Below are 26,602 nucleotides of genomic sequence, written 5' to 3'. Positions count from 1 at the left end.
CATGAAACACACCCTTTCTGTTCTCGTCGAAGACGAAGCCGGGGTCCTCGCCCGGATTGCCGGTCTGTTTGCCCGTCGGGGCTTTAACATTGAGAGCCTAGCAGTTGGCCCAGCGGAGCAAGTGGGCATCTCTCGGATTACAATGGTCGTGCCTGGGGATGACCGCGTGATCGAGCAGCTCACCAAGCAGCTGTACAAGCTGATTAACGTCCTCAAGGTGCAGGACATCACGGAAACGCCCTGCGTGGAGCGCGAGTTAATGCTGCTCAAGGTTAACGCCACCAGCGCCAACCGCTCAGAAATTGTCGAACTGGCCCAGATTTTTCGGGCGCGGGTGGTGGATGTCTCGGAGGAATCGGTAACCATCGAAGTGGTGGGCGATCCGGGCAAGATGGTGGCTTTTGTGCAGGTGCTCAATAAATTTGGCATTCGCGAGATTGCCCGCACCGGCAAAATTGCCCTCACCCGCGAGTCGGGCGTCAATACCGAGTTCCTCAAGTCTTTGGAAGCGAAGATTTCTTGAAGAACGAACCGCCAAGACGCCAAGAACGCCAAGAAGAGGTTTTTTGCTTCTCTCTATTCGCTCACCGGCAAGCTGACGTAGAACGTGCTGCCCTCACCCAGCACACTCTCCGCCCAGATGCGCCCGCCGTGCTGCTGCACGATGGTGCGGCAAATGGCCAGCCCCAGGCCGGTTCCCCCCTTATCCCGCGCATCCGAGGCATCCACCTGCAGGAAGCGCTCAAAGATACTATCGAGCTTGTCCGCCGGTATGCCCCGCCCCTGGTCCCTCACAGCGATCAGCACGCACGGACAGCCGGCACACGAATGAATTAACCTGTTGTTATCCGTTCGTGCTACGTCACAATCCGTGTTAGCCCCTCCCCCCTCCCGCATCTCCCCAGTCAGCCAAACGGTAGACCCTGGGGGAGAAAACTTTATAGCATTACTCAGCAAATTTGTCAAGGTCTGGAGGATGCGATCGGGGTCAGCCTGCAGGGGCACCCCTTGCGGGAGCCCTCCAACCGGCACCAGCGACAGGGTGACGCCCGCCTTCTGGGCCATAGGCTGCATGGTTTCTGCAGCCTGGAGCATCAAGTCGGCGGCGTCGCAGTTCTTTTTGTCCATCGCAATCTTGCCCGACTCGATGCGCTCCAAATCCAGGATGTCATTGATCAGCCGCACCAAGCGGTCGGTGTTGGAGACGGCAATCTCCAGCATGCGGTGGGCTTTTTCCGGTTGGGAAACCAGCAACCCGCTGGCAATCAGACCGAGGGCACCGCGCATCGAGGTCAGGGGCGTGCGCAGTTCGTGGCTCACCGTCGAGACAAACTCCTGCTTCATCCGCTCCACCGCTTTGCGCTCGCTAATGTCTTTGAAAGTCACAACCGCGCCTACGAGTTCGCCCTGTTCTTGAATCGGGGTGCAGACGAACTCTACGGGGAAACTCGTTCCGTCGCGGCGATAAAACACGTCTTCCCTCACCCGCTCAGCCACTTCCGAAGGGGCTCCCTGAAACATCTCGGCACCGCAAACAGAACTTTCTGGCGGGTCCGGTCCGGTGACGTCAGCGTGCGAGAGGTGAGCGAGCTCGCGCAAAGGCTGGTCAATCAGTTCTGCCACCTCACAGCCTAGCATTCTAGCAGCCGCCGGATTGGCAAACGTGATTTGCTCAAACTGGCCGCTCTCTGCCGCCAAGAGCAGCGCTCGCTCGGGGTTGCCACGCTCCACGTCCTCCGCCAGATAGAAACAGGAAAAGTGCTGGCCAGTAATCTCTTCGGCGAGATAGCCGGTAAGAAGCTCAGCGCCGGTATTCCAGCTGACTGTATGTCCGCTGGGGGAAAGCATAATAATGGCGCAGTCTTTCACTCCGATACTTTTTTGCTAACAAATGCTAACAAATACATAAGTTGAGAGCATCTCTCAACCAAGGCGTATCAACCAATGCCCGCAGGAAGATCCCACGCTCGCCATTTAGATCCCGATTCATGACTCGCCCATCAATTTTCGATCTGATGGTTCTCAATCCGCCGAGATTGACGATTTCGCCAGTCCACGAGACAGTCTTTGAGGTGTAAGCTTTATTGATATCAGTTAGGGTAATTTTGCCCATCTCCCAAGCCTTCCACTCCAAGTGCTTCTTGAACTGGTAATGCGATAGAGTCAGCAGCTGCCGCACGGTTTTTGACTTTATTTTGCGCCGTGACTTGCCTGCCATTTGAGAGGATTCAAAGCCCGGCAGGAGAATCACGTCAAAGTTCTCAACCAGAAATCGAGCGGTCTTGTGATGCAGTTCTTTCACCAAGTGCTCTACTTTGCACCGAATGCGATCGGCGGCCTTCTTCAAGCGCCGCTTCTGAGCCGATTTTGCCTTGCTAATTTTTGAGATAAGACGATCTAGCTTGAAGCAGAGCTTCTGAATCCGCAAGTTGGCGTCATTGCCAATCCATCCGCAGGATGATTCGGAAAAAAAGGCCCATTCAGGCAGCGCCCCCAAAATAATGGGGGCAACGGCCATCCAGTTGGCTTTCGTCCCTGGCTCCTGAAGGTGCTTGATAGTGGCGTTGCAGACATATCGGGACACGCCAAACCATTGCTTCAAGAGCGCTTTCTGTTCAGGGCTCAGGAAGATTCGGATCTTGCGAGATAGCCAAGCGGTAGCGCAATCGCCCCTGCATCCTGCAGCTGTAGCTTGCTTGAGCGAAGCGGCAGACGTGAAGGATGGCGAGAAGATGCTCCAAACGGAGCCGCTACGCTGCGGCTGTGAGCTCGGATTCCCGGCAATGAGCAGATGGGTCGAGAACCAGGAGCCCCCCACCGTTTTGTTGAACCATGAACTCGAACAGCTCGAATCAAAACCCGCACAGTCGGTCACGGCAGGCAACCACAACCGTGAGCTGATCGCCGCGCATAAGTCTGACCAGTAGGGATTGCAGTCCTTTTCGCTTGAAGTTGAGTCCCGATCCGATGTCTTGGATGATTTCGGCTTGGGGATAGCGATCTCGCATGAACTGGACTTGGCGGGCGAGAAGGACGCGATAGCGTCCCGCTTCGCTATCGTCTCGCTGTTTGGCCGAGCTGACTCGGCAGTAGCAAACAGTGGCAGCTTTAGCTGTATCCCCTCCCAATGATTCGGCGTCAAAGAGGCGCTGTCCATTTGGGGTGCGGATGCTTTTGATTTTGCCTTCATCTGCATATTTTCGAGCGCGTGTTTGGGTGCAATCCCAGAAACTCGACCGCTTTTCTGAGAGGAATGTATGCCATGAGCAGAGGTTAGCATACTTTGGCGGCTGTTAGCAATTGAGCCACTGTCGATCAACCTTTCCCGATCAAAGCCTTGACACTCCTCACGCACTGTGTTAATAGCAGTGTGGCTGAGAAGGAGCGCTGCCGGCTCAACCCCTGCTGCTTGCAACGTTTGATACCAGCAGGTACAGCCATCATCACGGAACTCTTTGGCTGCGTTCCAGGGGAACGCACCCTATTTCTCGACGCTTCCTCCTCGAAGAGTGGGAAACCTAGATCGTCAGAGCAATCTTACCCGTCACCGAACCAGTTTCTAGCAGCTTGTGAGCCTCGGCTGCCTCTGCCAAAGGGAAGATTTTGCTCAGGTGAATCTTCAACCGGCCCTCATCAATCATCCGGGCGCACTGCTGCAGTATTTTTGCCTGCTCCTGCTGGTATTCCACCAGCCCTTGCAGCATCGGCGTCAGCATCAGTTCCAGGCTGATTCGCAGGTTGCGCATGCGAGCCGCTTTCAAATTTCCCTTATCGGGTTCAGGCTCTAAAATCGTCACCAAATCTCCATACACCCGCACCGCCGGGACAGTTTTGTAAAACGTCTCTCCCCCCACCGTGTCGAATCCCAGGTCCACCCCCTCTCCGCCAGTCCAGTCCAAAACCGCTTGTGCGAAATCCGTTTGCTTGTACAAAATCGGCAACTCCGCGCCCAACTGGCGGACAAACTCAGCTTTTTCCTCGGAGCCAACCGTCGCGCAAACCCCCGCACCTTGCAGTTTTGCCAGCTGAACCGCCACATGGCCCACCCCACCGGCACCCGCATGAACCAGCACCTTTTGCCCAGCTTGCAGCCTTCCCCGGTCATAGAGAGACTCCCAAGCGGTAATCAGCACCAGCGGCGCAGCAGCAGCTTCCGCAAAGCTCAGAGACGCCGGTTTTCTCGCGGCAAAGCGCTCATCGACGACGGCGAATTCAGCATAATTGCCTGCCGGTCCGCCCAGCCCGCCATTGCAGAAATACACCTCATCGCCCGTGCGAAACTGCGTCACCCCGGAGCCGGTGGCTTCCACCACACCGGCTCCGTCGCAGCCCAAAACTGCCGGTGTCCTCTCCGGATAAAAAGTGCCCCGCTTGCGCAATTTCGTATCGATAGGGTTAACACCGGCAGCCCGCAAGCGCACCACTATTTCTGTATCTTTTTCAATTGCCGGTTCTGGCACCTCCTGGACTTGCAGGACATCGGGGTTGCCGGCTGCCGTCATCACCACTGCTTTCATCGCTGCATTTCCTCTCGCACTACCTGATATAGCGTTTCTATTTGAGTTGTGAGAGCGTATAAACCGGGTTTCTCAAAGAAACCCGGTTTCTTGCCACATCCTGGCATCCAAAATCCCAAATCCAAAATTCAGATTAGCGGTTCAACTTTCCCGCGCATCCTGCCAGAGAGCAATCCCGCCCAACAGACCGCTAACATTCGGCACAATCTTGACATTTTCCGGCAGTTCCAGAGTCACCTTTTTCGCCTCACCGCCGCCGATATAAATAAAATCGGGATTGAACAGGCGCTGGAGAGAGGCAATCGCCTTTTCAAGCCGGCTGTTCCATTTTTTACTGCCGGCCTCATCGAGAGCCGCCCGCCCCAGCTGCTGCTCATAGGTTTCCCCCTTGCGAAACGGGTGGTGACCCATTTCCAGATTGGGCACAAGTTTCCCATCCACAAACAGTCCCGAGCCAAAGCCGGTGCCCAGAGTGATTGTCAGCTCAACCCCCTTGCCAGAAATTGCCCCCATACCCTGCATGTCGGCATCATTTGCCACCCGCACCGGCACATTCAAGCGTTCTTGAAGCGCCTTTGCCAAATCAAACCCCACCCAGTCCGGGTCTAAATTCACCGCCGTATAAATAACACCGAGGCGCACCACGCCAGGAAAGCCGGCAGAGGCGCGGTCAAACTCCCCAAGACCGGCTGCCAAATCTGCGATCGCCGCAATCACGGCCTCCGGTTTGGGGGGTTGCGGCGTATCCACACGGCTGCGTTCCGTCACCGGCTCGCCTGCAGCGTCCAGAACAAGAGCCTTGATGCCACTCCCGCCGATATCAACGGATAAGGTTCGCATAGCTTTATCGGTTTTAACCATTTCAGTAGAAAAGGTAGTTAAAGGTTTGCAATCAGGACTTCACACGTTCGGTTTTACAGTGAGGAGTTCGGCAGTCCCTTATCAGTCTAGCAGTTCTAACTTCTAGGTGAAACCTTTGCCAGAAATCCGGTCTCTCAAAAAAACCGGGTTTCGACTCAGGAACCCGGTTTCTCAAAGAAACCGGGTTTTTTTGGGAGTTGCTCGCACCGGCAAGCATCAAGTTCTTCCTAAAGAGTCAGAGATTGAGCCTCAGTTTCTATCAACTTCGCCAAATCCTGCAAGAAAGCAGCGGCATCGGCACCGTAGATAACCCGGTGATCGCAGGTGATATTCACCTGCATTTGCCGGCGCACGCCCAGCATGCCGTCTTCCGTGGCCACCACTTGAGGCCGCGACGCCCCGATCGCCAGGATAGATCCCTGTCCGGGCGGCAAGATCGCGTCAAACCGGTCCACCCCATACATCCCCAGATTTGACAGAGTGAAGGTGCCTGTGGTATACTCTGCCGGCTGCAGCTGCTTAACGCGGGAGCGCTCAACCAAATCCTTCCAAGTGCGAGACAGGGAGTAGATATCAACCCGGTCGGCATTTTGCAACACCGGCGTAATCAGCCCGCCGCCCTCCATCGCCACTGCGATAGAGATATTAATCGCAGCGGGATACTCAATCCCGTGTTCAGTATAGCGGGCGTTGAGCAGCGGGTGTTTTTGCAGGGTGATTGCCACTGCTTTAGCCAGCAGTGCCGTCATCGTGACGCCCTTAGACTTCACTTGCTTGTAAAGCTTGTCCAGGCTGTCCGTGGTGATGGTGTAGGCGACGCGGAAGGCCGGCACCTGCAAACTGGCCACCATATTCCGCACCACAGCCTGTTGCAGGGTGTTGAGGGGCACCACCTGACCTGCCGGCACTGCAGCCGGTGCTGCCGGTGCCGGTTTGATCGGCGCTGCCGGTACTGGTTGCGCCACTGGCGTCACTGCCGGTGCGGGCGCTGCGGCGGCGGGCGGTTTGGCCTTCCCTGCTGCTGCTTCCACATCCTCAGCGACAATCCGCCCCGATGGGCCACTGCCTTTCAGGCCGGTCAAATCGACCCCCAGTTCCTTGGCCAGCTTCTTGGCGCGGGGAGAGACGACAAGCCTGCCATTCTGGCGGCTGGCGGTTTCTTGGGGGGCGGCTTGGGGCGCGGCTTCTGGGGCGGCTGGGGCGGGGGCGGGCTTTTCGGCTGCCGGCTGGCTGGCCGCTGCCGCTTGCTGCTTGGCCGTTTCTATTTCCGCTTCCGTTTCCGCCACCAGAGCGATAGCAGCGCCAACAGCAGCCGTTTCGCCGGCGGGCACGACGATCGTAGCCAGATAGCCCTCATAAAAGGACTCTACATCCATGTCTGCCTTGTCCGACTCGACCACCACGACTGTTTCGCCTTTTTCAATCTTGTCTCCTGGGGACTTTTCCCAGGACACAATCTTGCCTTCGGTCATCGTGGAACTGAGGGCGGGCATGAAAACTTCGTGAATCATAGCGTGGCGATCCGAATCGACAAATTAAACTACATCAAGGCAACATTTCATTATATCCCGTTCTGGGCATTTCGCGCCCTTGGACTTGCCGGGCACCGCTCCCAGGTTTCTGGACGCAAGGAAAGCGCCCCGAGAGCGCCGTGAGCGCGCTCAAACTCGGTTTTTGCAAGTCCCGGGACCCTTCCCGCGCGCCTGAGGGCCGGCGGTGCGGGCCCGCTGGCGGAAGGCATCGTCCCTAAAGGTCGCCGCGAATTTCCTCTAGCACCCCATCCCGCAGCAGAATTTCTACCTGCATCTTTTCTACCAGGTTTTCTCCCCGATCGATGCTGAAAAGGCTTTCAATCTGGCCCTGGTTCACCTCTTGTTCCAGCTGCAGCACCTGCACTTGCTGCAGCTGTTGCAGGATCTGATTTTTCTGCTCTAGCAGCTCACTTTTCCTTTGATTCACCTGGACTTGAATATTCTCAATTTGCTGCAGCACCTGAGGTCCGGGGGGCTGCAGACTTTGCCTTTGAATGTCCGATATCATCCGCTGCGCCTGCATTTCCATCTGCTGCAGCTGACTGTCAATTTGGTTGATTTGGGCTTGCAGTTGCTGCTGAGCTTCTTCTTTCCAGCGGGGAGTGACGACGGCTTTTACCGTAATGGATCGTTTCAAGAACAATTTGGAGGTGGGTATATCCATAAGCTTTGCTCTCGCTCTGGCTTAAAATTTCCGGATCAAGAAAACATCCCGTCGATCATATCGCGGTAGCGTTCCATCACGACAGGTCGCTTGATTTTCAGGGTTTGCGTCAGCATGCCATTGTCTGTGGAAAAGGGCTCCAAAATCAGGCGGAAGGGGCCAATGCGGTCGTCGGGCCGGTATCCGGGGCGGTTTTGCACCTCCCGATTCAATTCTTGCCGGAACAAATCTTGGACGGGCTTGCTATCGAGGTCTGCCGCCGGCATTTCGGCTTGGCCTGGGACCATCGCCGGCGGGCTGGCAATCGGTGCCGGCAGGCGCAACTGCATGTTCTGGGTCGCCGCCCACTTTTGCAGGGCGTCTAAATTGGGCACAATCAGTGCGCCGAGGGCTTTCTGATCTTGCCCTACCAGCACAATCTGGTCAATATAAGGGCTGCGGGCGCAGGCGTCTTCAATGGGCTGGGGCTCGATGTTTTCCCCATTGGTGAGCACAATCGTGTCTTTCGCCCGCCCGGTGAGCACCAGATCGTTCGCTGCCGTCACCCAGCCCAAGTCGCCGGTGTCAAACCACCCATCTTTATCAATTGCCTTAGCCGTGGCTTCCGAATTTTGATAGTAGCCCGCCATCAGCTGGGGTCCGCGCGCCAGAACCAGGCCGCGCTGGCCGGCAGGAAGCTCTTTGCGGGTTTCCAGATCGACTATTTTGATTTCGGTGCCGGGAATCGGTTTGCCAGAGGAGCCCCGCAGGTTGTGCCAGTAACGCCGTGCGCTCAGCACCGGCGAGGTTTCTGTCAAGCCGTAGCCCACCAGCAGTTGCAGCCCGACAATCTCAAAGAAATTTTCCAAGTGCATGGCCAAGGAGCCGCCGCCGCAGATGGCGTACTTGAGCTCGCCGCCGGTCGCCTGCCGGATTTTCGAGTAAACCAGGCGTCCTGCCAGGGCGTGAATTGGCCACAGGGCTGCGGCTTGTATGCCCGCCAGCAGCCTTTCGGGAAGGGCGCTTGGTTGGGGCTGCAACTGCAGCTGCTGCCAGGTGCGCTTGTTTTCGATATAGCGCTGGCTGAGATTCAGGAAGGTTTTTACCAAGCGCTGCTTATTTTCGGGCTGTTCGCGGAACTGTTTCTGGACGCCTTCATAGATGGACTCCCACAGGCGGGGGACCGCCACCAGGTACTGGGGTTTGAAGTCTTTGAAGTCTCGCTTGATGTAGCGGATGTTGGTGTATATCTGGGTGCAGCCAGCGCAGAGGAGAAAGTATTCGGCGGTGCGCCCCAGGGTGTGCCAGGTCGGGAGGAGGGTGAGGGCTCGATCTCCCGGTTGCGGCTGAATCACGGCACCCAAGGTGGAGATCTGGTGCAGCAGGTTGCCGTGGGTGAGGGAGACGCCTTTGGGTTTGCCGGTGGTGCCGGAGGTGTAGAGCAGGGTGGCCAGGGTTTGCCGGTTTGGCGGTGGCGGCGGCTGGAATTTGCCAGCGCCTTGAGCCATCACTTGGGAGAAGTTGCGCACCGGCAGGGCTTCATCGGGGGGCTGTTCGTCGGACAGCAGCACCACCCACTCCACCGGCAGGTCGTCCAGGCGCGGGCGCAGTTTTTTCAGCGCCGCCAGGTTTTCCACCACCAAGCCGGTGCTGCCGCTATTTTCCAGGATGTACAGCAGCTCATCCCTGTCGGCTTGTGAGGAGCGCACCGCATCTGCAGCGCCGGCGGCGATAATCCCCTGATCGGCGATAAACCAGCGGGGGCTGTTGTCAGAAAACAGGGCGACGCGCGGGGGGGTGTCCCCGTTGTGCGGTTGCAACCCCAGTGCCTGCAGCCCGCCGGCAAACTGCTGGATCTGCTCTGCCAGCGCCGCGTAGGTCAGCTGCACCGGCGGCTTGGCGTGCGGGTCTTGCAGGGCAATCACGCTGCCAAAGCGCTCTTTCGCCAGAGGCCAAATTTCCGCTAGCGACTGCACTGAGCTGTAATCGACCATCCGCGCCAAGTCGGCTCGTTCTTGACTGGTGGGGTTGTAGGCATTGGAAGAGGGTGGGCGGTTCATGCGTAAGAGGAAATGTCGCTACAAGTCTAGTGTCAGAGATATTGGGGACTGAATGTGCCAGTCTCGGGACAGTTTTCTTACCGGGCTCTTTTTTCTGGGCCCGTGTGAGGTGTGAGGTGTCAGGAAAAACCTTCCGCACGAGACCAAACCGGCTTCCCCGGTAAAACCCGCCTTCCTTAAAACCGCCTTCCCCGCTTTCAGCAAGCGCGGTGGTGGGGCGGAGATTCCTCAGGAGCGCGGATTGCCTGCCGGTCTGTTGGGGTGTTGCTGCGGGGAGCATCCCGGTTGTGCAAAGAAGCCCAAATGAATGAGACAATGATTTCAGCAGGTTGCAGGAGGAGAAGAGCTTTGGCCAGCTGAATCCCGGAAACGGGATTGAAACGACATAAATAAATTTAAGCAGAAAGCTCACCTGCCCCGCTCCACTCAGCCAGTCGGGTGCTGTCCCCAAGGGGACCTCACCCCACTGCTGACGCCGCAGCAAGCGGCTACTCTGCATTTAATTTGCGCTATTTATCTCTATCCCACCGCACCATACATAGCCTTTTTTTTTTAGCTATGTCTGTCGCAACCGCCCCTCCTCTAAGCAGATTAAAAGCCTAACCTCTCGCTCGCCGTGCCGGCGGCCCGGAGTGAATTTTTACGTTGAATTTATTGCTCAAAAGCCCAAGGTGTCATTTCCGCTGCGCACCCAAGCCCGCACCAGTTTGATTTCATCATAGCTGTAGCTTTCTCCCAGATATTCAAAAATCGGCTTCAGGGACTCAGCCCCCACTGTTTCGATAGCTTGCAAAATCACCTCCTGGCGCTCAAAGGGCACCAGCTGGTTTAAATCCACCGGCAGCTTCATCTCAATCAGCTGGGTCAGGTGTTCGATAATGGTGCTGGGGCTGAGCTGCCGTTTTTGGGCAATTTCTGCCGGACTCAAACCTTGCCGGTGCAGCTGGAGTGTCAGCTGCTGGCTGTCGGAGGGCAGATTGTCCGCCGGGCCTCCAGACGCCCCCTGCTCTTGGCAGTAAGCCCGGATTTCGGCAACAAACCGCTCGCCATACTGAGTCACTTTGTAATTGACGACGCCGTTAAGTTGGCCAAATTTCTCCAGGGTTTGGGGCCGTTGCTGCGCCATCAGCCGCAGGGTGGAATCTTGAAACACCATATAGGGGGGTAAGGATTGCTCGTCGGCGATTTCTTTGCGCAGCGCTCGCAGCCGGTCGAACAGCATCTCCACCTCAGCGGAGCGCAGGGAGCGTTCTGTCCGGATGGCGGTTTCCGCCAAGGTGCGGGCGACCAAAACGGTGCGCTGTTTGCGCATCACTTCCCAGCTGCGCTCATTGAGCTTCAGAACTCGGTAGCCGTCGCTGGTTTCATCCACCAAACCCTGGTGCAGCAGCGTCCGCCCCAGCGTCTTCCAGTCGTCCTCGCTCCTGTCTTTGCCAATCCCGTAAGTAGACAGGTTGTGGTGTTCGTACTGCTGAATTTTTTGATTTTTACAGCCGCGCAGCACGTCGATAATGTGTGTCACCCCAAACCGCTCCCCGCACCTGGCCACACAGGAGAGAAACTTCTGCGCCTCAACGGTCCTGTCTTCTACCGGCTTGGGATACCGGCAGTTATCGCAGTTGCCGCAGTTTCCAGGAAATTGCTCTCCGAAATAGCTCAGCTGGATGGTGCGCCGGCAGTCCGTCCCTTCGGCGTAGTCAATCATGCGGCGCAGCTGCTGGCGGGCGATACGCTGCTCTTGCGGGTCCGGTTTTTGGTCGATAAGGTACTCAATGGTCTTCAAATCGCCGTAGCTGAAAAACAGGGTGCACAATGCCTGTTCCCCATCCCTGCCGGCGCGTCCCGATTCTTGGTAATAGCTTTCCAAATTGCGCGGCAAGTCGTAGTGGACGACAAAGCGCACGTCTGGCTTGTTGATGCCCATGCCAAAGGCAATTGTGGCCACCATGACTTGGGCGTCATCGCGAATGAAGCGGGTTTGATTGACGCTGCGCTCCTCGTCGCTCATCCCTGCGTGGTAGGGTAAGGCGGAAATCTTGCTGTTTCGCAATCTCAATGCCAGTTCGTCCACTTTCTTGCGGCTGAGGCAGTAGACAATCCCGCTGCCGCCGGCAGTCCGGACGATCTGCAACAGTTCTGAGTAGGACTGCCGGTGCTTGGGGCGGACTTCGTAGTAAAGGTTGGGCCGGTTGAAGCTGGCGACGTGAGTGACCGGCTGCCGCAGCGCCAGCTGCTGCGTAATGTCAGTGCGGACGCGAGCGGTGGCGGTGGCGGTGAGTGCCATCAGCGGCACCTTTGGGTAGCGCCGGCGCAGCTGCCGCAGCTGCCGGTACTCTGGGCGGAAGTCGTGACCCCACTCGGACACGCAGTGGGCCTCGTCGATGGCGAAGCCATTAATTCCGATCTCGGCGTCCACCTGTTCGAGGAACGGCATAAATCTCTCGCTCAGCAAGCGTTCCGGGGCAACGTAGAGCAGTTTCACCCGACCGTTGAGGATGGCTTCTTTGGCTCGCAGTTCCGCTTGCCAGTTGAGGGTGCTGTTGAGAAAGGTCGCCCCAATGCCGTTATTGCGCAGCGCTTCCACTTGGTCTTGCATCAGGGCAATCAGCGGCGACACCACTACCGTCAGGCCCGGTTTTAGCAGCGCCGGCAGCTGAAAGCACAGCGACTTGCCCCCGCCGGTGGGCATGACAATCAGCAAATCCCGGCTGTTCAGAGCGTCTTCTACGATTTGCTGCTGGCCCGGACGGAAGCTGTCGTAGCCAAAAAACTGTTTGAGTGCTTGCTCTAGAGAGGACGGCTCTCGCGCCGCTGGCGGGAAGTTTCCTGACATTGCCCTGAATTACTCGTTTATCTCCCACCTATTTTATCTGCTTTTGGTCAGCCACACCCAAGAAAATTTTATTTCAGCTGTCCCCCGACCGGCGGGCATATTTATGTTATAATAGCCGCTTAATGTCTGAGTCCGATGGCTTGGATTTTAGAGGCAGTTGGATTGGCTAAACCCCCATATTAACGCAGATATCCCCTAGTTTATAGCGTTTCTCGGCTGGGTGAACTGTGGCCCAGAAACCCGGTTTCTTAAAGAAACCGGGTTCCCCAGTACCTCACTAATATGAGAAAGGCTATATCAGCAGGGCGGTTCAGGAGCTACAATTCTCCCCAGCACTCCGCAGCGAGAGGGGTTTACTGGCTGCAGGCGCTGGACGCTGTTGCGTTCCGCTTGCGCTTAGGGCAAAATGTTGGGTGAGCAGTTTTCAGTGGAGGGAGCAATGCCGAAAGCCGTGTGGAACGGAGCCGTTTTAGCCGAAAGCGACGCTGGCAAAGTCGTGGAAGGCAATTATTATTTTCCGCCGGATGCCATCAACCGCCAGTATTTCCAGGACAGCAGCACGCACACCACCTGTCCTTGGAAAGGGGTTGCCAGTTACTACAGCATCTGTGTTGACGGTCAGGTCAATAAAGATGCCGCCTGGTACTATCCGGCAACCAAGGATGCCGCCAAGCATATCGAAGGGTATGTGGCGTTTTGGAAAGGCGTGAAGGTGGAGCAGTAAGCGCCGCCAACCGGTTGCAGGGGGTGAGGAACCGGGTTTCTACCTTTGCTTTATAGCATTAGCCAACAGAAACCTCAAAGGCCAACACCCCCTCTTCGCGCTCCGGGGAGGGGGTTAAATCACCGGCAAGTTTCAGGCGGATTTGGGATTATGTTTTGGCAGCCTTTTTTCGGCGGCGCTGGAGGAACAACCTCGCCACCCACCCCGCTGCGACGCCTCCAATAACGCTAGCGAGTGCGGAGGCGGTGAAGGGATGGAGGGTGTCAGAAGTAAAGGGGGGTTGGATGGGATTGGCCGGTGTTAGGTGGGCGCTACAGGAGCCAACCACCGCCGCCGTACCGATGCCAATGCCCAGCCACCCGATTGTATCTTGCAAGTGGCGCTCGCGCTCAGCGTGTTCAATTTCTACCATGCCTCGAATGGCACCAAGCATTTTTTCCTGCAAGCCCACTCCATGCTCGAAATAGTTCAAGTCGGCTTGGATTTGTTCTTGCAGGGAAAGGCAATTTTTCTGGCTAAATGTCTCTAAAAATTCTAGGCTGTCAGATTGAAGCTTGCCCTGAATTTGATTGACTTTATCTTCATATTTCTGAGCGTTAATTCTTATCGTATGGCGGCCCTGCTGCAAGTCTCTCAGGAAGCGAGAATATTCCAGCGCCCTTTTGGGGATAAGTTTGAGCTGCTCTTTGAATCGCAGCAGTTCTGTATCTCGCAACCGGCCTTCAGAAAGCTGATAAATTGTCTCAATCTCTCGCTCAATATTTCCATACTCTTCCGACACCTGTTTGCAAACGTTGCGGCTGGTTTGGTAAGCTTGAACGATTTTAGAACGGTAGGAAAACAGCTCCATTAATTCTTGATAGCACTTGCCGAACTTTATCTCGGTAACGGAGTGGCACAAGAGCCAGACCAGGATGTGCCGGTACGGCGGCGGCTGGTTGATAATGCCATACTCAAAAATGGGGCTGCCAAATAACAGCCCGTCGCGATTGAAGGACGGGCGCTTGTCTGGATCGGGAATGAAATTCTTCACGCACTGGTCAGCCAGCTCTTTTAAAAAAACTTTGTCCTGGGAATTTTGCCCTTCGGTTAGCCAAGCTGTAATCAGCAGGGTTTGACCCAGTGAGCTGTCGATAAACTCTGGCAGCAAGCAGTTGTCTGGATTCAACTTGCCCAGCAGCGCCGGCTCTACACTCGCTGTTTTCTGGCCATTTTCTCTGTCAGGCCGGCGCAAGTTCAGCCAGAGCGCGTAACTGTCAGGAGTTTGCAGGGGATAGGCAAAGCCTGCTATTTTCACCACTTCACTCTCGTCGAGGAGAATCTGTCCGTCGAACGGGAGCGAAACGTCGAACGGAGGAGAAATATTCTGCTCCCTCACCTCCGCTTTCTGGAGCAAAACGCGGGGGCTGTCTGATTCTTTGGGAGGAGCTAGCTCCTGCGTCAGTTTGAGATTCTCTAGCTTGAGTTTCTCAAAGATTTGGTCGCATTTTTGCCACAGCAGGCTATTGGCTGACTCCACTGGGCTGGAGTCGCTGGCCAAGCCATTGCGCTGGTGAAAGGCAAACAGGTGAACGCTTGGAGCGTATACTTTATGAGTCATAGCTTCGAGGTGGGGGCTTTCAGGCATTAATCCGGTGTTTTTACTGGCTTGCGCAGGGGTGGGAAGGGGTTTTCAACAATCGCATATTCTCCTGTCGGGAGCGCTAGTCGCGAGCGGGGCTACTTTCTCTGTGAGAGCCGGTGAAAACCGCCTTGCTTGCCTCTCGGTACTTTTCCCACCCATCAAAAAGAGCGCAGCGAGCGGGCGTGGAGTTTTTCATCTCCTAATTCAGCCCGCGAAAGCTGAAAGGAACTGGGGACGCTGGCACCTCGGCATGTCGGGACGGGGTAAAACTCATCTCACAACTCTTCACACTGGGGCGGAACGCCCAAAGTGCGTGCGCCGCAGAGCAACTACTTGTTATTGTGACAGCAGCGCCGCCATGCCAGGATCTAAATTCGCCGCCACCGGCATAAAAATTCCCCCAGCCCCAGCGCTTTGCGCTAGCCGGTCAGCCGGTTCGCGTACCGCCAGTGCAACTATACACTACTGCAGCACATTTTAACCCCCTGCTGCGCCACATTTCAAGGCAAGTAGAGGGCTCGCTCTTGGCGCAGACGCTCACAAACGCCGCCTGACGCCCCGGGCTTGAGAGTCAATCCCGATTCCGGGAGCGCACCCAAAAAACAAACGACCTGTCAAGGGGAACACAGCCCCACCACCCCACGCTCTCTCTGGCTCCGGCACAGCAACCCGGAAGCGACCTGTGGGGTGCCGGCCCCAAGCTGCGCCGCCGGCTTCCCTGCCGCCCTCCCTCTCCCGCTCGCTCCCGTGAAAACCGCCCCGACTACCTCAGCCAGCTGAACACCGGCAGTGGGCAATGGGCGCGCTGGCAGTTGGCCGGAGCGAATCTCCAGCTGCTGTGCCCCAACTGCAGTTACAAGAGCCACAAATAATATTATAAACTATTGAGGGAATTGCGCATGAAAAACAATATATCTGGCTCTAGCTTTTTGCAAGATTTAATCGCCTGCGCTCCCGTAATTGGGTTCGATCCAGTCAGTCGTTCCTGGGTGACATCCGCAGGATCAGTATCCGAATTTGAAGCCCTCTCGCCCCTCGATGGGGTGCTTTGCGCCGGCGGTGCGGTGCGGGCTGCTGCTGCTGATGATTTCGGCCATATCGTCAGTCGCCAACCGGCTGCAGTGCTGAAACCGGGCTCGATTGAAGACATCGCCCGCACAATCAAATTCAGCCGCACCCACAAGTTCAAGGTGGTTGCGCGGGGTCAGGGTCACACCACCGGCGGTCAGTCACAGGTCGATTCAGGAACCGTCACCGACATGAGTGAGCTCAACGCCATTCACTCTATCAGCGCCGGTCGCATAGAAGTTGATGCCGGCGTGCTGTGGGGCGACCTCTTGCAAGCGGCGCAAGAGCAACAGCTGACACCGCACAGCCTCACCGATTATCTGGATCTGTCCGTAGGAGGCACCCTGTCAGCCGGCGGTATTGGCGGCGCGACTTATCTCCACGGTTTGCAGGCCGATAATGTCCTCGAACTTCAGGTCGTAACTGGCGAGGGCAACCTGGAAACCTGTTCGCCTTCGCAAAAGCCCGATTTATTTTCAGCCGTGCTGGCGGGATGGGGTCAGTGCGGGATTATCGTTCGGGCAGCGATTAAACTCATCCCCGCCGAAACAAGGGCTCGGGTGTTTCATTTATTCTACGACAATCTGGCTGCCTTTCTCGGCGACCAGCGGCTGTTAATTGCCGGCGACCGGTTCAACTTTGTAGAGGGCCAGGTGGTTCCCAGCAGCAGCGGCGGCTGGGAGTTCGTGTTGCAGGCTGTGCGCTTTTACACGCCGCCGGCACTGCCAGACAACACCCGCCTGCTTGCCGGTTTGAGCTGCATTCCGGGCAGGGAAGAGATTGAGGACAAATCGTATTTCGAGCACGCTAACCGGCTGGCTGAAGATGTTGCCGCTCTCAAATCTCTGGGCTTGTGGTCTTGCCCCCATCCCTGGATTAATCTGTTTGTCCCCGGCACAGCGGTGGAGCGGTATGTTGGCGACATCCTTTCAACGCTAACGCCGGCTGATACAGGTGGCGGGCCGGTGCTCCTCTATCCAGTCAAAACAGAGCGTTTCAAGATGCCGCTGTTTCGCGCGCCCGGAGAGCCGGTTGTCTTCCTGTTCGCTATGCATGCGCAACGCATTACCAGACTCAATCGGTGCTGACCGCATGATAGCCAGCAATCGCTCACTCTTCGAGCGCAATCGCAATTTAGGCGGCACCCGCTATCCGGTCGGTTCCATTCCTTTTTCTCAACTCGATTGGCAGCAGCATTTTGGGCGGGTGTGGGACATGCTGGTCAGTGCCAAGCGCCGCTACGATCCTGACAGTGTGCTAGGGTATGGTGCCGGGATCTTCTAAAAGTTTATAGCTTCTAACTTGTAGGGTGCCGTTCCCTTGCGTAACGCACCCTCCTTCTCACACCGTACAGCCCCCTGCATGTCAGGCTCAGCTGCCACAGCTTTACACTCTCACAAATAAGCTCTATAATAGAAACAGTATAGCAGCCGAAGTAGGGAAAAGTATATGGAAGTTGCCACAATCAGCTCGCCACCGACACCCACTCTCCGCTTAAAGATCGACTTGACAGACGAGCAGTTTTTCCAGCTCTGTCAGAAGAACCGCGATTTAAGATTTGAGCGCACAGCCAAAGGAGAATTACTCATTATGTCCCCCACAGGAGGAGAAACCGGCAATCGCAACTTTGACATGGCCGTCGAGCTTGGAGTCTGGAACAAACAGACTAATCTAGGCAAAGGTTTTGACTCTTCGACCGGTTTCAAGCTGCCGAATGGTGCGGATCGCGCCCCCGATTTAGCTTGGATTCCCCGAGAGCGCTGGGATGCCTTAACCCGTGAGCAAAGACAGAAATTTCTCCCCCTGTGTCCTGATTTTGCCGTCGAGTTGCGCTCTCCGAGTGATTCCCTGACAGACTTGCGCGAGAAAATGCAGGAGTATATGGATAACGGTACTCGACTGGGCTGGTTAATAGACCCGCAAAACAAACGAGTGGAAATTTATCGCGCCGGTCGAGATGTCGAGATTCTTCAAAATCCAGAAACCCTGTCAGGGGAAGAGGTGCTGCCAGGATTTGTCTTGGATCTCAAGGAAATTCTCTAGCTTAACTGAAGCACCGGCTATCCCCCAAAAAAAGCGGGGGGAATCGCTCTTTAGCCCCCCCTTCCCGACGTAGCACAGGCGTCTCGCCTGTGCTCTGTAGCCCGACCGGCACCTCAGTCGCCTAATCCAACTCCCGTCGCCCTTCCAGCGCCCGCGCCAGCGTCACCTCATCGGCGTACTCCAAATCGCCCCCGACCGGCAACCCAAAAGCAATCCGCGTCACCTTTGCAAACGGTTTGAGCAGCTGACCGACATACAGCGTCGTCGTCTCCCCTTCCACACTCGGACTTATCGCCAGAATCACTTCCTGAATCTTTTGCTGACTCACCCGCCGCACCAGCGGCGAGATATACAGCTGTTCCGGACCAATCCCATCCATCGGCGAAATCACCCCGCCCAAAACGTGATATTTGCCGCGATACTCCCGCGTTCTTTCCACCGCAATCACATCCCGAGAGTCCGCCACCACACAAATCGTGGTGCTGTCGCGGTCGGTATTGCGGCAAATCTCGCAAACCGGTTCAGCTGACAGGTGAAAGCACACCTGACACAGCCCCACTTGCTGTTTCGCCTCAATCAAAGCGTGCGCCAGCGCGGCTACCTCCCCTTCCGGGCGCTTGAGGATGTGCAAAGCCAAGCGCTGCGCGGTTTTTGGCCCAACTCCGGGCAAGCGCTGCAGTTGCTCAATTAAACGAGCTAAAGGACGTGTATAAACCTTGAACCTCCTCTCATATTGCCGATTTCCACTACTATTATAACCCAAGTTTCTCGTTCCCAGCCTCAGGCTGGGAACGACCCCCAAGAGGCTCTGCCTCCCGAAGCGATCAATCCCCTCACTGCAAGCACGGTTTCTCTTGAAACCCGCTATTCCCACTCACCGCAACGTGACACGACGCTTCTATCGCCCCACTATTATTTCCCGCATTATTTCGGATAGCATTCCCGCTCCCTCCCGCGCTAGCTTTGGCCAAAATATCCCCACTCACCGTATTGCCCTCAATCCGCACACCCTCCATCGAATGTGCGCTATTATTGGTATCCGCCACTACATAAATCAGGGGCGTATTGGTTATATTAGACAGCAGCTTGTTGTCCGCAATCCGCACATTGCGAATCTCCGGAACTTTGTAAAGCCCGATGTAAGAGTTACCCTGATTCTTGCTGATGGACGCTCCGCGCACTGTCGTCCCGCCGCAGCACTCCTGAATGAGAATCCCCTCCCCATCCACGCTCAGATAGCGCGAATCCATCACCTGATGCCGGTACACTTCATAGCTATTCCCCTCAATTCGCACATTCCACCCCGACCAATCTATGGCGCGGTTCTCCAGCGTCACCGCACCTTGCGGCTGCTGGGTGCCGGTCGGGTCAGTCCACCACTGTTTTCTTGATTCGTCTTTAATCTGGTTGTCTTGAATCACCAACCCTTCCCCCGACGCCTGAATAGCCACTCTCATGGTATGATAAACCCAGTTGTCTCGGATGACAATCCCCTTGCGAAACAGTCCGGGCTCTGTTTGCGGACCGGCAGCGAGGCTGTATCCCCCCGATTTTGACCTATTCACCACTATAGCATAATGATTGCCATAGTGGAACGGCACTTTACTGCCTTCTGAATAAGTGATGATTTCGTTTCCTTTGAGCGCTTTAACCTTATAGCCCGGTTGCTCGTAACTGTCCGTGATGGCATCGTTGATGCGATTGTTGGCAACTAACACATTTTCGGAAGCATTGATTTTCAAATTAGCCCCAAACCGGTAACTGTACCGCACCCACGGCTCCTGAAAGGACGTATCGGGAACTCTTGGGTCTGGCTCGGCTACATTGTTGTTGCGAATGCCAAACACGATTATATTTTTGTTTTGACCGGCATCCGCATCCCCCTCCCAGGAGATGCCGGCGCGATTCACATCAACATTCACAATCCCAATATTGCTGTCCCGGTTCGGCTCGGCTGTCAATATTTTTTTGAACGCCGTCTCGTTGGGGGTTCCGCTTCCTGATAATTTCGGTTCGTATTTGGGAAAGACTAACTTAGCCAGGGGTGCGTAAGCGCTGGATTTGGCATCTTTAACCGCCGGAGTTTCCCCCCGGATGACCACGCCATTTTTCAAGGAAATGCTGTCAGTAAAGTTATACGTGCCGGCGGGGAAATAGACGACTCCCCCGCCGGCTGCTGCGGCGGCGTCTCGCGCTGAATTGAACCGCTCCACCATTGAGGAGCCTTTAAAGTCACGGATATTATAGACGCAATTCCACTTAATCCTGCCAGCCGGCGGGTAAGCTGAACTGCCATATTTGGCTGCAATCGGATTGTCCGCCGGCCCGCCGGTGGGACTGCCGCAACTGGGGGAAAGATTGGATGTCAGTGTAGGGGTTTCTTTTCCAGCTGATTCAGCCGCGACAGAGGAATTGGGTTGCGATTCCTGAGCCGCCAGATAGTTGTAGGCAGCCGAGAGAGCGTAAAATCCGCCAAAAATGCTGAACAGCAAAGCGCACACTAAAAAAAGTTGCCATAACTTTTTAGACCGGCGCTTCTTCGCGCTTTTTTTCATACTGCGTTCCTCGCAAGAGTTTGGATGTAGTTTGTGCCTCTAGAGAATGTCTCTCGTTCCCAGCCTCAGGCTGGGAACGCAATCTGGAGGCTCTGCCTCCTTTCAACGGAAAAGCAGGTTAAAAGCCTAACAGCTTACCTGTGCGAGATATAGCAGTAGGCACTTAGGGAAAGGACTTGGGGTTTAACATGATGTAGGGGCGGGAACACCGACAAAGAGTGCCACACAGCTACAACACCGATAAACCCGCCCCTAACCTCTGATATAGCAGCCGGCAATTGGGCCAAGCGCGTGTCCTAACCAATATGACTGCTGCTATAGCAGTTCTAAATGATTTGCGCAACCGCTGGGGGCCAGAACCCCGGTTTCTTTAAGAAACCGGGGTTCTGAAATTTACGCGAAGGTTATTGACGCGCTATATAACAATACCCGACAAAACCCCAAAAGTGGAGAAACCCGCTTTCGTGGAGAAAACGGGTTTCTATAGATTCGGGTTTGGGGTGCCGGTGCAATATCGGTAGGATTTCTCTGGCGGTGAATTGCCACCGGCACCCATTGGGTTACTTGTGCTGCAGCCGGTTTAGCCTCCGACTCGGGCGACACGCAGCGCAGCTATAATCTAGTGCGGCGGTGCAGAAATTTTGGACCAGTTTCCCAAACGATGGGCAGATGGGGAGATGTTAAGATGGAGGACTTGGAATAACTGGCGGGGCACTCCTGCCACGCAGCACTAGGAAAATCTCACACAGCTAGCAAATACAATAGTGTTGTGAAGCGTCGCAGCGAGAAAGCCTTACAGCCAAACAGCAATTGCGGGCGATCCGAGTTGTGGTATAATATCGCAACCTGTCTGGCTCGATTAGCAGTAGCGTCTCACATCTTCACCGCACTCATCGGCGAGATAGCAAAGCGCCCGGAAGCGCAGACCCACGAATTGGTCGTAGAGGGGGTTGAGCTTGCACATGGGCGGGATGTGGAACAGGACTTTCCCAAACAGTGTGATGTCTCGCTCAAAGGGGCACTGGGCTGGAATTAGCCGGCACAGCAGCCGGGCGAACTTGGCATCGTGGATTTTTATCCCGTCGAGCCACTGGCGCAAGGGTTGCAGCAGGTCGAAAGCGGGGTGTTGGGCGGGATAGCGAGCAGCTGTTACTGCACTCATAGGGGTTTGTGTTTGGCGAATCCATAACCGGCTTCTTGCAGGAGCCAGAGTTTGTGTGGTATATTTGGATACACTCATCGATGTGTCCTCTGTTGGCCCGAGGTTGTGTGAGCCTCTGCCGATTCTTTACGGTATCTTTGGAGGTTCTACCGGATTGGCGCAGCCGGCGGGGCTGGGGGTTGACTGCTGTTGAGCGCGGTCGCCCAGATTTCGGCTGCGTAAGTGTCATACTTTCGCATCACACTGCTATATTGCCCCAAAGCGAATCAATCATAAACGATTTCTATCACCGGCATAAATAATTTCCCTCACTTCCCCAAGCGATCGATATCACTCCGTAGCTGTATGGCCGGCTGTCTCTAATTAAACCTGACCCCCTTTACCACCTGTGGTGTTCCCAGTCAAGTGGGCGCTTAGCTATTATTCAGGCTGTGGCACCGGCTCGGGTGTGGCCATGCAAGCCGGTGCGGCGCGGGACAGGTGTCCCGCTGTCCGAAAAAAGTATGTTGCTGGAAACACTGTTTTCGGTTCTGGGACTTCGCCTCTGATTGGCCAGTTATCTGCAGCCTGAATTCGGCCCAGGCACACAGAGATCCTCTGGATTGTTGGGTGAGGGACTCCGACAGCAGCCGGTCACAGTTTTTAGCTGGACAGTCCCACGCTCAGCCGGCAACTGAATGACCTCCCCGGGAGAGGGAGCCCAGCTTTTGAGTAGCGGCTGAGCCTGTTTGTCCCAGAGGTTAAGGGGACGCCGGCGCGTTCGCCTGGGGGTGCCGGTGGAGAGGGCAAGCAAGCCGGTGAGCGATGCTGTGGTGGCGCACGGGGTCAGATTCGAGGAAAAAGTGAAGTCACAAGAAACCGGGGTTCTTGTGGTGGGGAAGCTGAAAGAACTCAGCCCTCCTAAAGAAGAAAGCCGGTTTCTGGCCCCCACATTAATAATTACTTTATAAACACGCTTTTAGATTAAGGATGTCGCCAGACCGGCAGCGCTACAATGAAGATACAGATTGGCAATCAGCCTAGCAAAACCTGCTCGGCTCAAACAAGACAGCCCCCTGCTGTTCAGCTTGGGGGCTGTCTCGTTTGCAGGAATGGCAGACGAAGTAGCACTTTTTGATAGGAAGAAAGGCCCGCAAATGCGATGGACAGGTGTGCGGTGACGGCATACTCTGACACAGCATGCGACGGGCGGCATCAATGGAGAAATTGCAATCTCTTCAATAAAGCGATTGTCAACCCTCGTTTGCGTTCCGAGGCCAGAGCTGTCAAGCCAGATGCTCTTTTGTAACTGCCGTGCTAGGACGGTAATAAAATGACTTTGAGAAAAACGCACAAGGATTCTATAGCCTGAGACACCTGTATTAGTGGAGCAGCGCTTGAAATACTTTCAATCTCGACCTCTATCACTTTGGCTTGTATAGAATCTGTGTACTCACTCTCCGGCCCGTATTCAAGTACCGCTTCTTTGCTAAAAGTTGTCAGGCCAATTATGTCGCCTGCTCTAGGTAAGAAGGGAAAATAATACTCACTTACAAGGAACTCTTTTCTGGCCATTAAAATTTCCCGCCCTGCTTCTACATCAACACTCGCACAAATCCAGCCAGCTTTAGCTAAAATCTCATTGTTGATGTGACGGTTTTGCTTCATCAATTCATCAAACTGCTTTTCACTCTCTCTTTTAGGCATAGTCGCTCTGTTTTTAGTAGGTGAAAGGAATTTTGTCTGTAGAAGTTTTAATAAAGGGCAATCAAGCGGACGCAAAAGCGCCGGCTCTCCCAAGGTGAGCCGGCACAATAATAGGGGCGGGCCACCCCCCACCCCTGAGCCACACCCAGATACAGCCCTAAGCTTTTAGGCTTTTAATCTGCATATGCTCCCAAGGAGGCAGAACCTCCAGATATGCTTTCCCTGGCCGTAGGTGCGGGCTCCCGTGCCCGCCCCATAACGAGTAAATAGAGATGGATAGCGCAAATTAAATGCGCAGTTACGAAGCGACCTTAGCCGCCGTGCGCCGCCGGCGTCCCGCCGCTTTCACCTGCCCTTCCTTAGGCGTTTGCATCAAAAACACGAGCAGCGGGCTGCTCTGGAGCTCGCGCCGCAGCATGCGCTGCAGTTCCCGCTCCAGCAGCACTTGCAAACCGGCCCAGTCCACCTCCACCACCTCTGTATCGCCGGTGGTTTTGGCAAATTCTCCCCAGCGGTCGCTGAGCAAATCTTCAATCGTCTCGCTGACCCACTTTTGCAGGATGCCGCGCTCAACCGAGGACACCACCCCGCGCAGGTGCAGTTCCGGCTCCGCCGCCAGCTGGCCATTCCAGTCGATTGCTGCCGCAACCGTCACGACGCCTTCTTCCGCCAGCTGCTGGCGCTCTTTGAGCACCCGGTCTTGCACCACCCCAGAGCGAGAAGAGTCCACCAGCTCCAGTCCAGAGGGCACCTTGTCCGTTTTGCGGATGCTGTTTTCCGTCAGCTCCACCACGTCGCCGTTGTTGATAATCACCATATTCTCAGCGGGTATACCCATACTCTGAGCGGTTTTGGCGTGCTGGACCAGCATGCGGTGCTCGCCGTGCACCGGCAGGAAAAACTTGGGACGAGTCAGGGAAATCATCAGCTTTTGGTCTTCCTGACAGCCGTGACCGGAAACGTGAATCCCTTTTTCGCGGCCATAAACTACATTAGCGCCCTGCATCATCAGCTTGTCAATGGTGTTGACCACGGCGATGGTATTGCCAGGGATGGGGTTGGCGGAAAAGACCACCGTATCCCCCGGACGGATTTTCAGCTGCCGGTGCTCGCCATTGGCAATCCGCGTCATGGCGGACATGGGCTCGCCCTGAGAGCCGGTGGTGAGAATCAGGACTTTCTCGTCTGGCAAACTGCGGATAGCGTGCAAAGGCAGGAACAGGGAGTCCTCACACTTAATGTAGCCCAGATTGCGGGCGTGGGCGATCACGTTGAGCATCGACCGGCCCACCACAGACACCAGCCGGTTGTGTTTCAAGGCCAGCTCCAAAACCATCTGGAGCCGGTGGACTGAGGAGGCAAAGGTGGTCACCATCAGGCGACCAGGCGCTTGCGCGAAGATGCGGTCGAGGTTGGGCGCGACAGACCGTTCTGAAGGCGTAAATCCGGGCACTTCCGAGTTGGTCGAGTCGCTCATCAGGCACAAAACCCCCTTTTCGCCGTACTCAGCCAGCCGGTGCAGGTCAAAGCGCTCGCCGTCCACCGGCGTGTGGTCGATTTTGAAGTCGCCGGTGTGAATCACCACGCCCACTGGGGTGTGGATGGCGACAGTAAAGCTGTCAGCAATCGAGTGGGTGTTGCGAATAAATTCCACAAAAAACGAGCTGCCCACGCGCACCATATCGCGCGGGCCCACCGTTCGCAGCTCCGTGCGGTTCGCCACACCTGCTTCGTCCAGCTTGCCTTCCAGCAAGGCCATCGCAAAGCGGGGGCCATAGATCACGGGAACGTCAAATTGCTTCAGGTGAAAGGGAATCCCGCCGATGTGGTCTTCGTGACCGTGGGTGACAATCATCCCCTTGATTTTGTGGCGATTTTCGCGCACGTAGGTCATATCTGGCAGTACAATATTAACCCCGTGCATCGACTCGGTAGGGAAAGCCAGACCGGCATCCAGGAGTATCATATCGTCCCCAAACTCGAAGATGCAGGTATTCTTGCCGATTTCATGCAGCCCCCCCAGAGGGATTATTTTGAGAGCGGGTGCTGTGCCGTTTTTGCTCATGTTCATCCTTATAGATAAGTTGTTCCTTAACAGTTGGAAATAAATTTAGATATCAGCGGTTAACTATCACGTTTTTTCCCAGCTTCTATCTGTCAGCTGCCAGACTGTCGCTGCCACTGGCCAGAGGATTTTCACTTCCGAAAGCTGTGGCTGCTGACTGCGGTTGGCTGACTGCTGACTTCTGACAAATACAGGGTTCCCGTACTGTCAGAAGTTAGACACGGCGTTGATATATTCAGTTTTCCAAAAAACCTGTTTAGTGCCGCCGGCGTCAGAGAAGGGACAGCTTAGCCATCTGTGCCGATAAAATTTTGCTGAGATCGACGGCTGGGTCATCGCACAGCGGCAAGCGCGTGTGGCCCACATCCCACCCTTGAAGCCTGAGTGCGGTTTTCACCGGAATGGGATTGGTGGTTTTAAACAGGGCTTTGAACAGGGGGAAAAGCTGCAGGTGAATCTCTGTGGCCACTTTGGTTTGGCCTGTTTCAAACGCTTGAATCATCGTTTGCAGCCGGTCGCCCACCAGATGAGATGCAACGCTGACGACACCGGCACCCCCAATGGCCAGCAGGGGGAGGGTGAGGGAATCATCCCCCGAGTAGATGGCGAAGGAAGCTGGCGTCAGGGAGCGAATTTCGCTGGCTCGATCCAGGTTGCCACTCGCTTCCTTTACCGCCACGATATTGGGAATTTCCGCTAGGCGGGCAACGGTTTCTGCCTTCATATCTTGACCCGTGCGCCCCGGTATATTATACAATATGATGGGCAAATCGGGGCAGGCTTCGGCGATCGCCTTGAAATGCTGGTAAAGTCCTTCCTGGGGTGGCTTGTTGTAATAGGGAACCACCTGTAAGGACCCATCTATTCCCAGTTTAGCAGCTTTTTGCGTTGCTGCGATCGCCTCTGAGGTAGAATTTGAGCCGGTGCCTGCGATCACCAAAGCCTTGCCGGCGGCTACTTTTTGCGCCACCTGAAATAACTGGCACTCCTCATCCCAAGTTAGGGTGGGAGACTCGCCGGTCGTCCCGCAGACGACTAGGGTATCCGTGCCGTGCTCTACTAAATGGGCTGCCAGCTTTTCCGCTACAGCATAGTTGACACTGCCGTCCTCTTTGAACGGCGTAATCATGGCCGTCAGTACCCGTCCAAAATTTACCACGCTCTTCTACCTAACTTTTCATTTTTAGAGGTCAGCGGGATTTTAGAACTTAGATTTTCATTCTAGATTT

Annotated in this window: 24 protein-coding genes; 7 read left to right on the top strand and 17 right to left on the bottom strand. The window is 55.5% G+C overall.

What is annotated here, in order from left to right; genetic code table 11:
* Window position 1 precedes the first annotated feature (1 nt).
* Window positions 2-523, top strand: a complete 522-nt coding sequence (gene ilvN, locus OSC10802_RS0103000; protein ID WP_017715305.1) for an acetolactate synthase small subunit — start codon at window positions 2-4, stop codon at window positions 521-523.
* A 53-nt stretch (window positions 524-576) separates the two neighbouring features.
* Here ilvN and OSC10802_RS38480 read toward each other — a convergent pair whose 3' ends face one another.
* The 9 genes from OSC10802_RS38480 to recQ all read right to left on the bottom strand — a co-directional run bounded on the left by OSC10802_RS38480 (window position 577) and on the right by recQ (window position 12,446).
* The gene (locus OSC10802_RS38480; RefSeq protein WP_017715304.1) at window positions 577-1,869 is read right to left on the bottom strand and encodes an ATP-binding protein; all 1,293 of its coding nucleotides are present in this window, start codon (window positions 1,867-1,869) and stop codon (window positions 577-579) included.
* Window positions 1,870-1,894: 25 nt separating this feature from the next.
* A complete protein-coding gene (locus tag OSC10802_RS38475) occupies window positions 1,895-2,602 on the bottom strand; it encodes a zinc ribbon domain-containing protein (protein ID WP_369797052.1) in 708 nt (235 codons plus the stop codon).
* A 250-nt stretch (window positions 2,603-2,852) separates the two neighbouring features.
* Window positions 2,853-3,128, bottom strand: a complete 276-nt coding sequence (locus OSC10802_RS53985; protein WP_232731606.1) for a recombinase family protein — start codon at window positions 3,126-3,128, stop codon at window positions 2,853-2,855.
* A gap of 390 nt (window positions 3,129-3,518) precedes the next feature.
* A complete protein-coding gene (locus OSC10802_RS0102985; RefSeq protein ID WP_017715302.1) occupies window positions 3,519-4,517 on the bottom strand; it encodes a zinc-dependent alcohol dehydrogenase family protein in 999 nt (332 codons plus the stop codon).
* 141 nt (window positions 4,518-4,658) lie between these two features.
* On the bottom strand, window positions 4,659-5,378 hold the full coding sequence (locus OSC10802_RS0102980; RefSeq protein WP_017715301.1) for an ROK family protein: 720 nt from the start codon (window positions 5,376-5,378) through the stop codon (window positions 4,659-4,661).
* 227 nt (window positions 5,379-5,605) lie between these two features.
* Window positions 5,606-6,889, bottom strand: coding sequence for a dihydrolipoamide acetyltransferase family protein (locus OSC10802_RS0102975; RefSeq protein ID WP_017715300.1), 1,284 nt, complete (start codon window positions 6,887-6,889; stop codon window positions 5,606-5,608).
* A 235-nt stretch (window positions 6,890-7,124) separates the two neighbouring features.
* Window positions 7,125-7,574, bottom strand: a complete 450-nt coding sequence (locus tag OSC10802_RS0102970) for a YlqD family protein (RefSeq protein WP_017715299.1) — start codon at window positions 7,572-7,574, stop codon at window positions 7,125-7,127.
* 35 nt (window positions 7,575-7,609) lie between these two features.
* Window positions 7,610-9,613: an AMP-binding protein gene (locus tag OSC10802_RS0102965; RefSeq protein ID WP_026098118.1), complete on the bottom strand. Its 2,004-nt coding sequence runs from the start codon at window positions 9,611-9,613 to the stop codon at window positions 7,610-7,612.
* A 658-nt stretch (window positions 9,614-10,271) separates the two neighbouring features.
* A complete protein-coding gene (gene recQ / locus OSC10802_RS0102960) occupies window positions 10,272-12,446 on the bottom strand; it encodes a DNA helicase RecQ (RefSeq protein WP_017715297.1) in 2,175 nt (724 codons plus the stop codon).
* Window positions 12,447-12,728: 282 nt separating this feature from the next.
* Between recQ and OSC10802_RS55405 the strand changes: the two genes are divergently transcribed.
* Window positions 12,729-12,863 carry a hypothetical protein gene (locus OSC10802_RS55405; protein WP_017715296.1) on the top strand — a complete coding sequence of 45 codons (135 nt, stop codon included), beginning with the start codon at window positions 12,729-12,731 and terminating at the stop codon, window positions 12,861-12,863.
* 22 nt (window positions 12,864-12,885) lie between these two features.
* Window positions 12,886-13,170 carry a DUF427 domain-containing protein gene (locus OSC10802_RS0102955; protein ID WP_026098117.1) on the top strand — a complete coding sequence of 95 codons (285 nt, stop codon included), beginning with the start codon at window positions 12,886-12,888 and terminating at the stop codon, window positions 13,168-13,170.
* Between the two features lie 148 nt (window positions 13,171-13,318).
* Here OSC10802_RS0102955 and OSC10802_RS0102950 read toward each other — a convergent pair whose 3' ends face one another.
* The gene (locus OSC10802_RS0102950; RefSeq protein ID WP_155967349.1) at window positions 13,319-14,770 is read right to left on the bottom strand and encodes a hypothetical protein; all 1,452 of its coding nucleotides are present in this window, start codon (window positions 14,768-14,770) and stop codon (window positions 13,319-13,321) included.
* A gap of 638 nt (window positions 14,771-15,408) precedes the next feature.
* Window positions 15,409-15,660, bottom strand: coding sequence for a hypothetical protein (locus OSC10802_RS43885; protein WP_017715293.1), 252 nt, complete (start codon window positions 15,658-15,660; stop codon window positions 15,409-15,411).
* Between the two features lie 33 nt (window positions 15,661-15,693).
* Here OSC10802_RS43885 and OSC10802_RS38470 point away from each other — a divergent pair, with 33 nt between their 5' ends.
* From OSC10802_RS38470 to OSC10802_RS0102935, 3 genes are all read left to right on the top strand, one after another.
* Complete coding sequence (locus OSC10802_RS38470; protein ID WP_198525051.1) at window positions 15,694-16,950, top strand: FAD-binding protein; 1,257 nt, start codon at window positions 15,694-15,696, stop codon at window positions 16,948-16,950.
* A gap of 4 nt (window positions 16,951-16,954) precedes the next feature.
* Complete coding sequence (locus OSC10802_RS52545; protein WP_232731605.1) at window positions 16,955-17,146, top strand: hypothetical protein; 192 nt, start codon at window positions 16,955-16,957, stop codon at window positions 17,144-17,146.
* 165 nt (window positions 17,147-17,311) lie between these two features.
* Window positions 17,312-17,905, top strand: coding sequence for a Uma2 family endonuclease (locus OSC10802_RS0102935; protein WP_017715292.1), 594 nt, complete (start codon window positions 17,312-17,314; stop codon window positions 17,903-17,905).
* A 121-nt stretch (window positions 17,906-18,026) separates the two neighbouring features.
* Here OSC10802_RS0102935 and recR read toward each other — a convergent pair whose 3' ends face one another.
* The 3 genes from recR to OSC10802_RS38465 form a co-directional block, all read right to left on the bottom strand.
* On the bottom strand, window positions 18,027-18,668 hold the full coding sequence (recR, locus tag OSC10802_RS0102930; RefSeq protein ID WP_071593374.1) for a recombination mediator RecR: 642 nt from the start codon (window positions 18,666-18,668) through the stop codon (window positions 18,027-18,029).
* Between the two features lie 70 nt (window positions 18,669-18,738).
* The gene (locus OSC10802_RS0102925) at window positions 18,739-20,460 is read right to left on the bottom strand and encodes a glycosyl hydrolase family 28-related protein (protein WP_017715290.1); all 1,722 of its coding nucleotides are present in this window, start codon (window positions 20,458-20,460) and stop codon (window positions 18,739-18,741) included.
* Window positions 20,461-21,319: 859 nt separating this feature from the next.
* Window positions 21,320-21,622 carry a Mo-dependent nitrogenase C-terminal domain-containing protein gene (locus tag OSC10802_RS38465; protein ID WP_017715289.1) on the bottom strand — a complete coding sequence of 101 codons (303 nt, stop codon included), beginning with the start codon at window positions 21,620-21,622 and terminating at the stop codon, window positions 21,320-21,322.
* Window positions 21,623-22,350: 728 nt separating this feature from the next.
* Between OSC10802_RS38465 and OSC10802_RS0102915 the strand changes: the two genes are divergently transcribed.
* The gene (locus OSC10802_RS0102915) at window positions 22,351-22,572 is read left to right on the top strand and encodes a hypothetical protein (protein ID WP_155967345.1); all 222 of its coding nucleotides are present in this window, start codon (window positions 22,351-22,353) and stop codon (window positions 22,570-22,572) included.
* Between the two features lie 346 nt (window positions 22,573-22,918).
* Here the strand turns inward: OSC10802_RS0102915 and OSC10802_RS0102910 are convergent, their stop codons facing one another.
* The 3 genes from OSC10802_RS0102910 to dapA all read right to left on the bottom strand — a co-directional run bounded on the left by OSC10802_RS0102910 (window position 22,919) and on the right by dapA (window position 26,532).
* Window positions 22,919-23,308, bottom strand: coding sequence for a BTB/POZ domain-containing protein (locus OSC10802_RS0102910; protein ID WP_017715287.1), 390 nt, complete (start codon window positions 23,306-23,308; stop codon window positions 22,919-22,921).
* A gap of 298 nt (window positions 23,309-23,606) precedes the next feature.
* Window positions 23,607-25,373: a ribonuclease J gene (locus tag OSC10802_RS0102905; RefSeq protein WP_017715286.1), complete on the bottom strand. Its 1,767-nt coding sequence runs from the start codon at window positions 25,371-25,373 to the stop codon at window positions 23,607-23,609.
* Between the two features lie 271 nt (window positions 25,374-25,644).
* Window positions 25,645-26,532: a 4-hydroxy-tetrahydrodipicolinate synthase gene (dapA, locus tag OSC10802_RS0102900; RefSeq protein ID WP_026098114.1), complete on the bottom strand. Its 888-nt coding sequence runs from the start codon at window positions 26,530-26,532 to the stop codon at window positions 25,645-25,647.
* Between the last annotated feature and the right edge of the window lie 70 nt (window positions 26,533-26,602).

The sequence above is a fragment of the Kamptonema formosum PCC 10802 genome, assembly GCF_000332335.1.
GTDB lineage: Bacteria > Cyanobacteriota > Cyanobacteriia > Cyanobacteriales > Oscillatoriaceae > Oscillatoria.
This window is presented reverse-complemented; position numbering and strand designations above follow the sequence as displayed.

What these genes read in the sequence shown, in the direction of transcription:
- OSC10802_RS0102985 (WP_017715302.1), bottom strand. Translation starts at nt 4,517, where the DNA reads ATGAAAGCAGTGGTGATGACGGCAGCCGGCAACCCCGATGTCCTGCAA.
- OSC10802_RS38470 (WP_198525051.1), top strand. Translation starts at nt 15,694, where the DNA reads ATGAAAAACAATATATCTGGCTCTAGCTTTTTGCAAGATTTAATCGCC.
- recQ (WP_017715297.1), bottom strand. Translation starts at nt 12,446, where the DNA reads ATGTCAGGAAACTTCCCGCCAGCGGCGCGAGAGCCGTCCTCTCTAGAG.
- OSC10802_RS0102905 (WP_017715286.1), bottom strand. Translation starts at nt 25,373, where the DNA reads ATGAGCAAAAACGGCACAGCACCCGCTCTCAAAATAATCCCTCTGGGG.
- OSC10802_RS55405 (WP_017715296.1), top strand. Translation starts at nt 12,729, where the DNA reads ATGAGAAAGGCTATATCAGCAGGGCGGTTCAGGAGCTACAATTCTCCC.
- OSC10802_RS0102910 (WP_017715287.1), bottom strand. Translation starts at nt 23,308, where the DNA reads ATGCCTAAAAGAGAGAGTGAAAAGCAGTTTGATGAATTGATGAAGCAA.
- OSC10802_RS52545 (WP_232731605.1), top strand. Translation starts at nt 16,955, where the DNA reads ATGATAGCCAGCAATCGCTCACTCTTCGAGCGCAATCGCAATTTAGGC.
- OSC10802_RS0102955 (WP_026098117.1), top strand. Translation starts at nt 12,886, where the DNA reads ATGCCGAAAGCCGTGTGGAACGGAGCCGTTTTAGCCGAAAGCGACGCT.
- OSC10802_RS0102925 (WP_017715290.1), bottom strand. Translation starts at nt 20,460, where the DNA reads ATGAAAAAAAGCGCGAAGAAGCGCCGGTCTAAAAAGTTATGGCAACTT.
- OSC10802_RS0102970 (WP_017715299.1), bottom strand. Translation starts at nt 7,574, where the DNA reads ATGGATATACCCACCTCCAAATTGTTCTTGAAACGATCCATTACGGTA.
- OSC10802_RS0102965 (WP_026098118.1), bottom strand. Translation starts at nt 9,613, where the DNA reads ATGAACCGCCCACCCTCTTCCAATGCCTACAACCCCACCAGTCAAGAA.
- OSC10802_RS0102950 (WP_155967349.1), bottom strand. Translation starts at nt 14,770, where the DNA reads ATGACTCATAAAGTATACGCTCCAAGCGTTCACCTGTTTGCCTTTCAC.
- ilvN (WP_017715305.1), top strand. Translation starts at nt 2, where the DNA reads ATGAAACACACCCTTTCTGTTCTCGTCGAAGACGAAGCCGGGGTCCTC.
- OSC10802_RS38465 (WP_017715289.1), bottom strand. Translation starts at nt 21,622, where the DNA reads ATGAGTGCAGTAACAGCTGCTCGCTATCCCGCCCAACACCCCGCTTTC.
- OSC10802_RS0102935 (WP_017715292.1), top strand. Translation starts at nt 17,312, where the DNA reads ATGGAAGTTGCCACAATCAGCTCGCCACCGACACCCACTCTCCGCTTA.
- OSC10802_RS0102975 (WP_017715300.1), bottom strand. Translation starts at nt 6,889, where the DNA reads ATGATTCACGAAGTTTTCATGCCCGCCCTCAGTTCCACGATGACCGAA.
- OSC10802_RS0102980 (WP_017715301.1), bottom strand. Translation starts at nt 5,378, where the DNA reads ATGGTTAAAACCGATAAAGCTATGCGAACCTTATCCGTTGATATCGGC.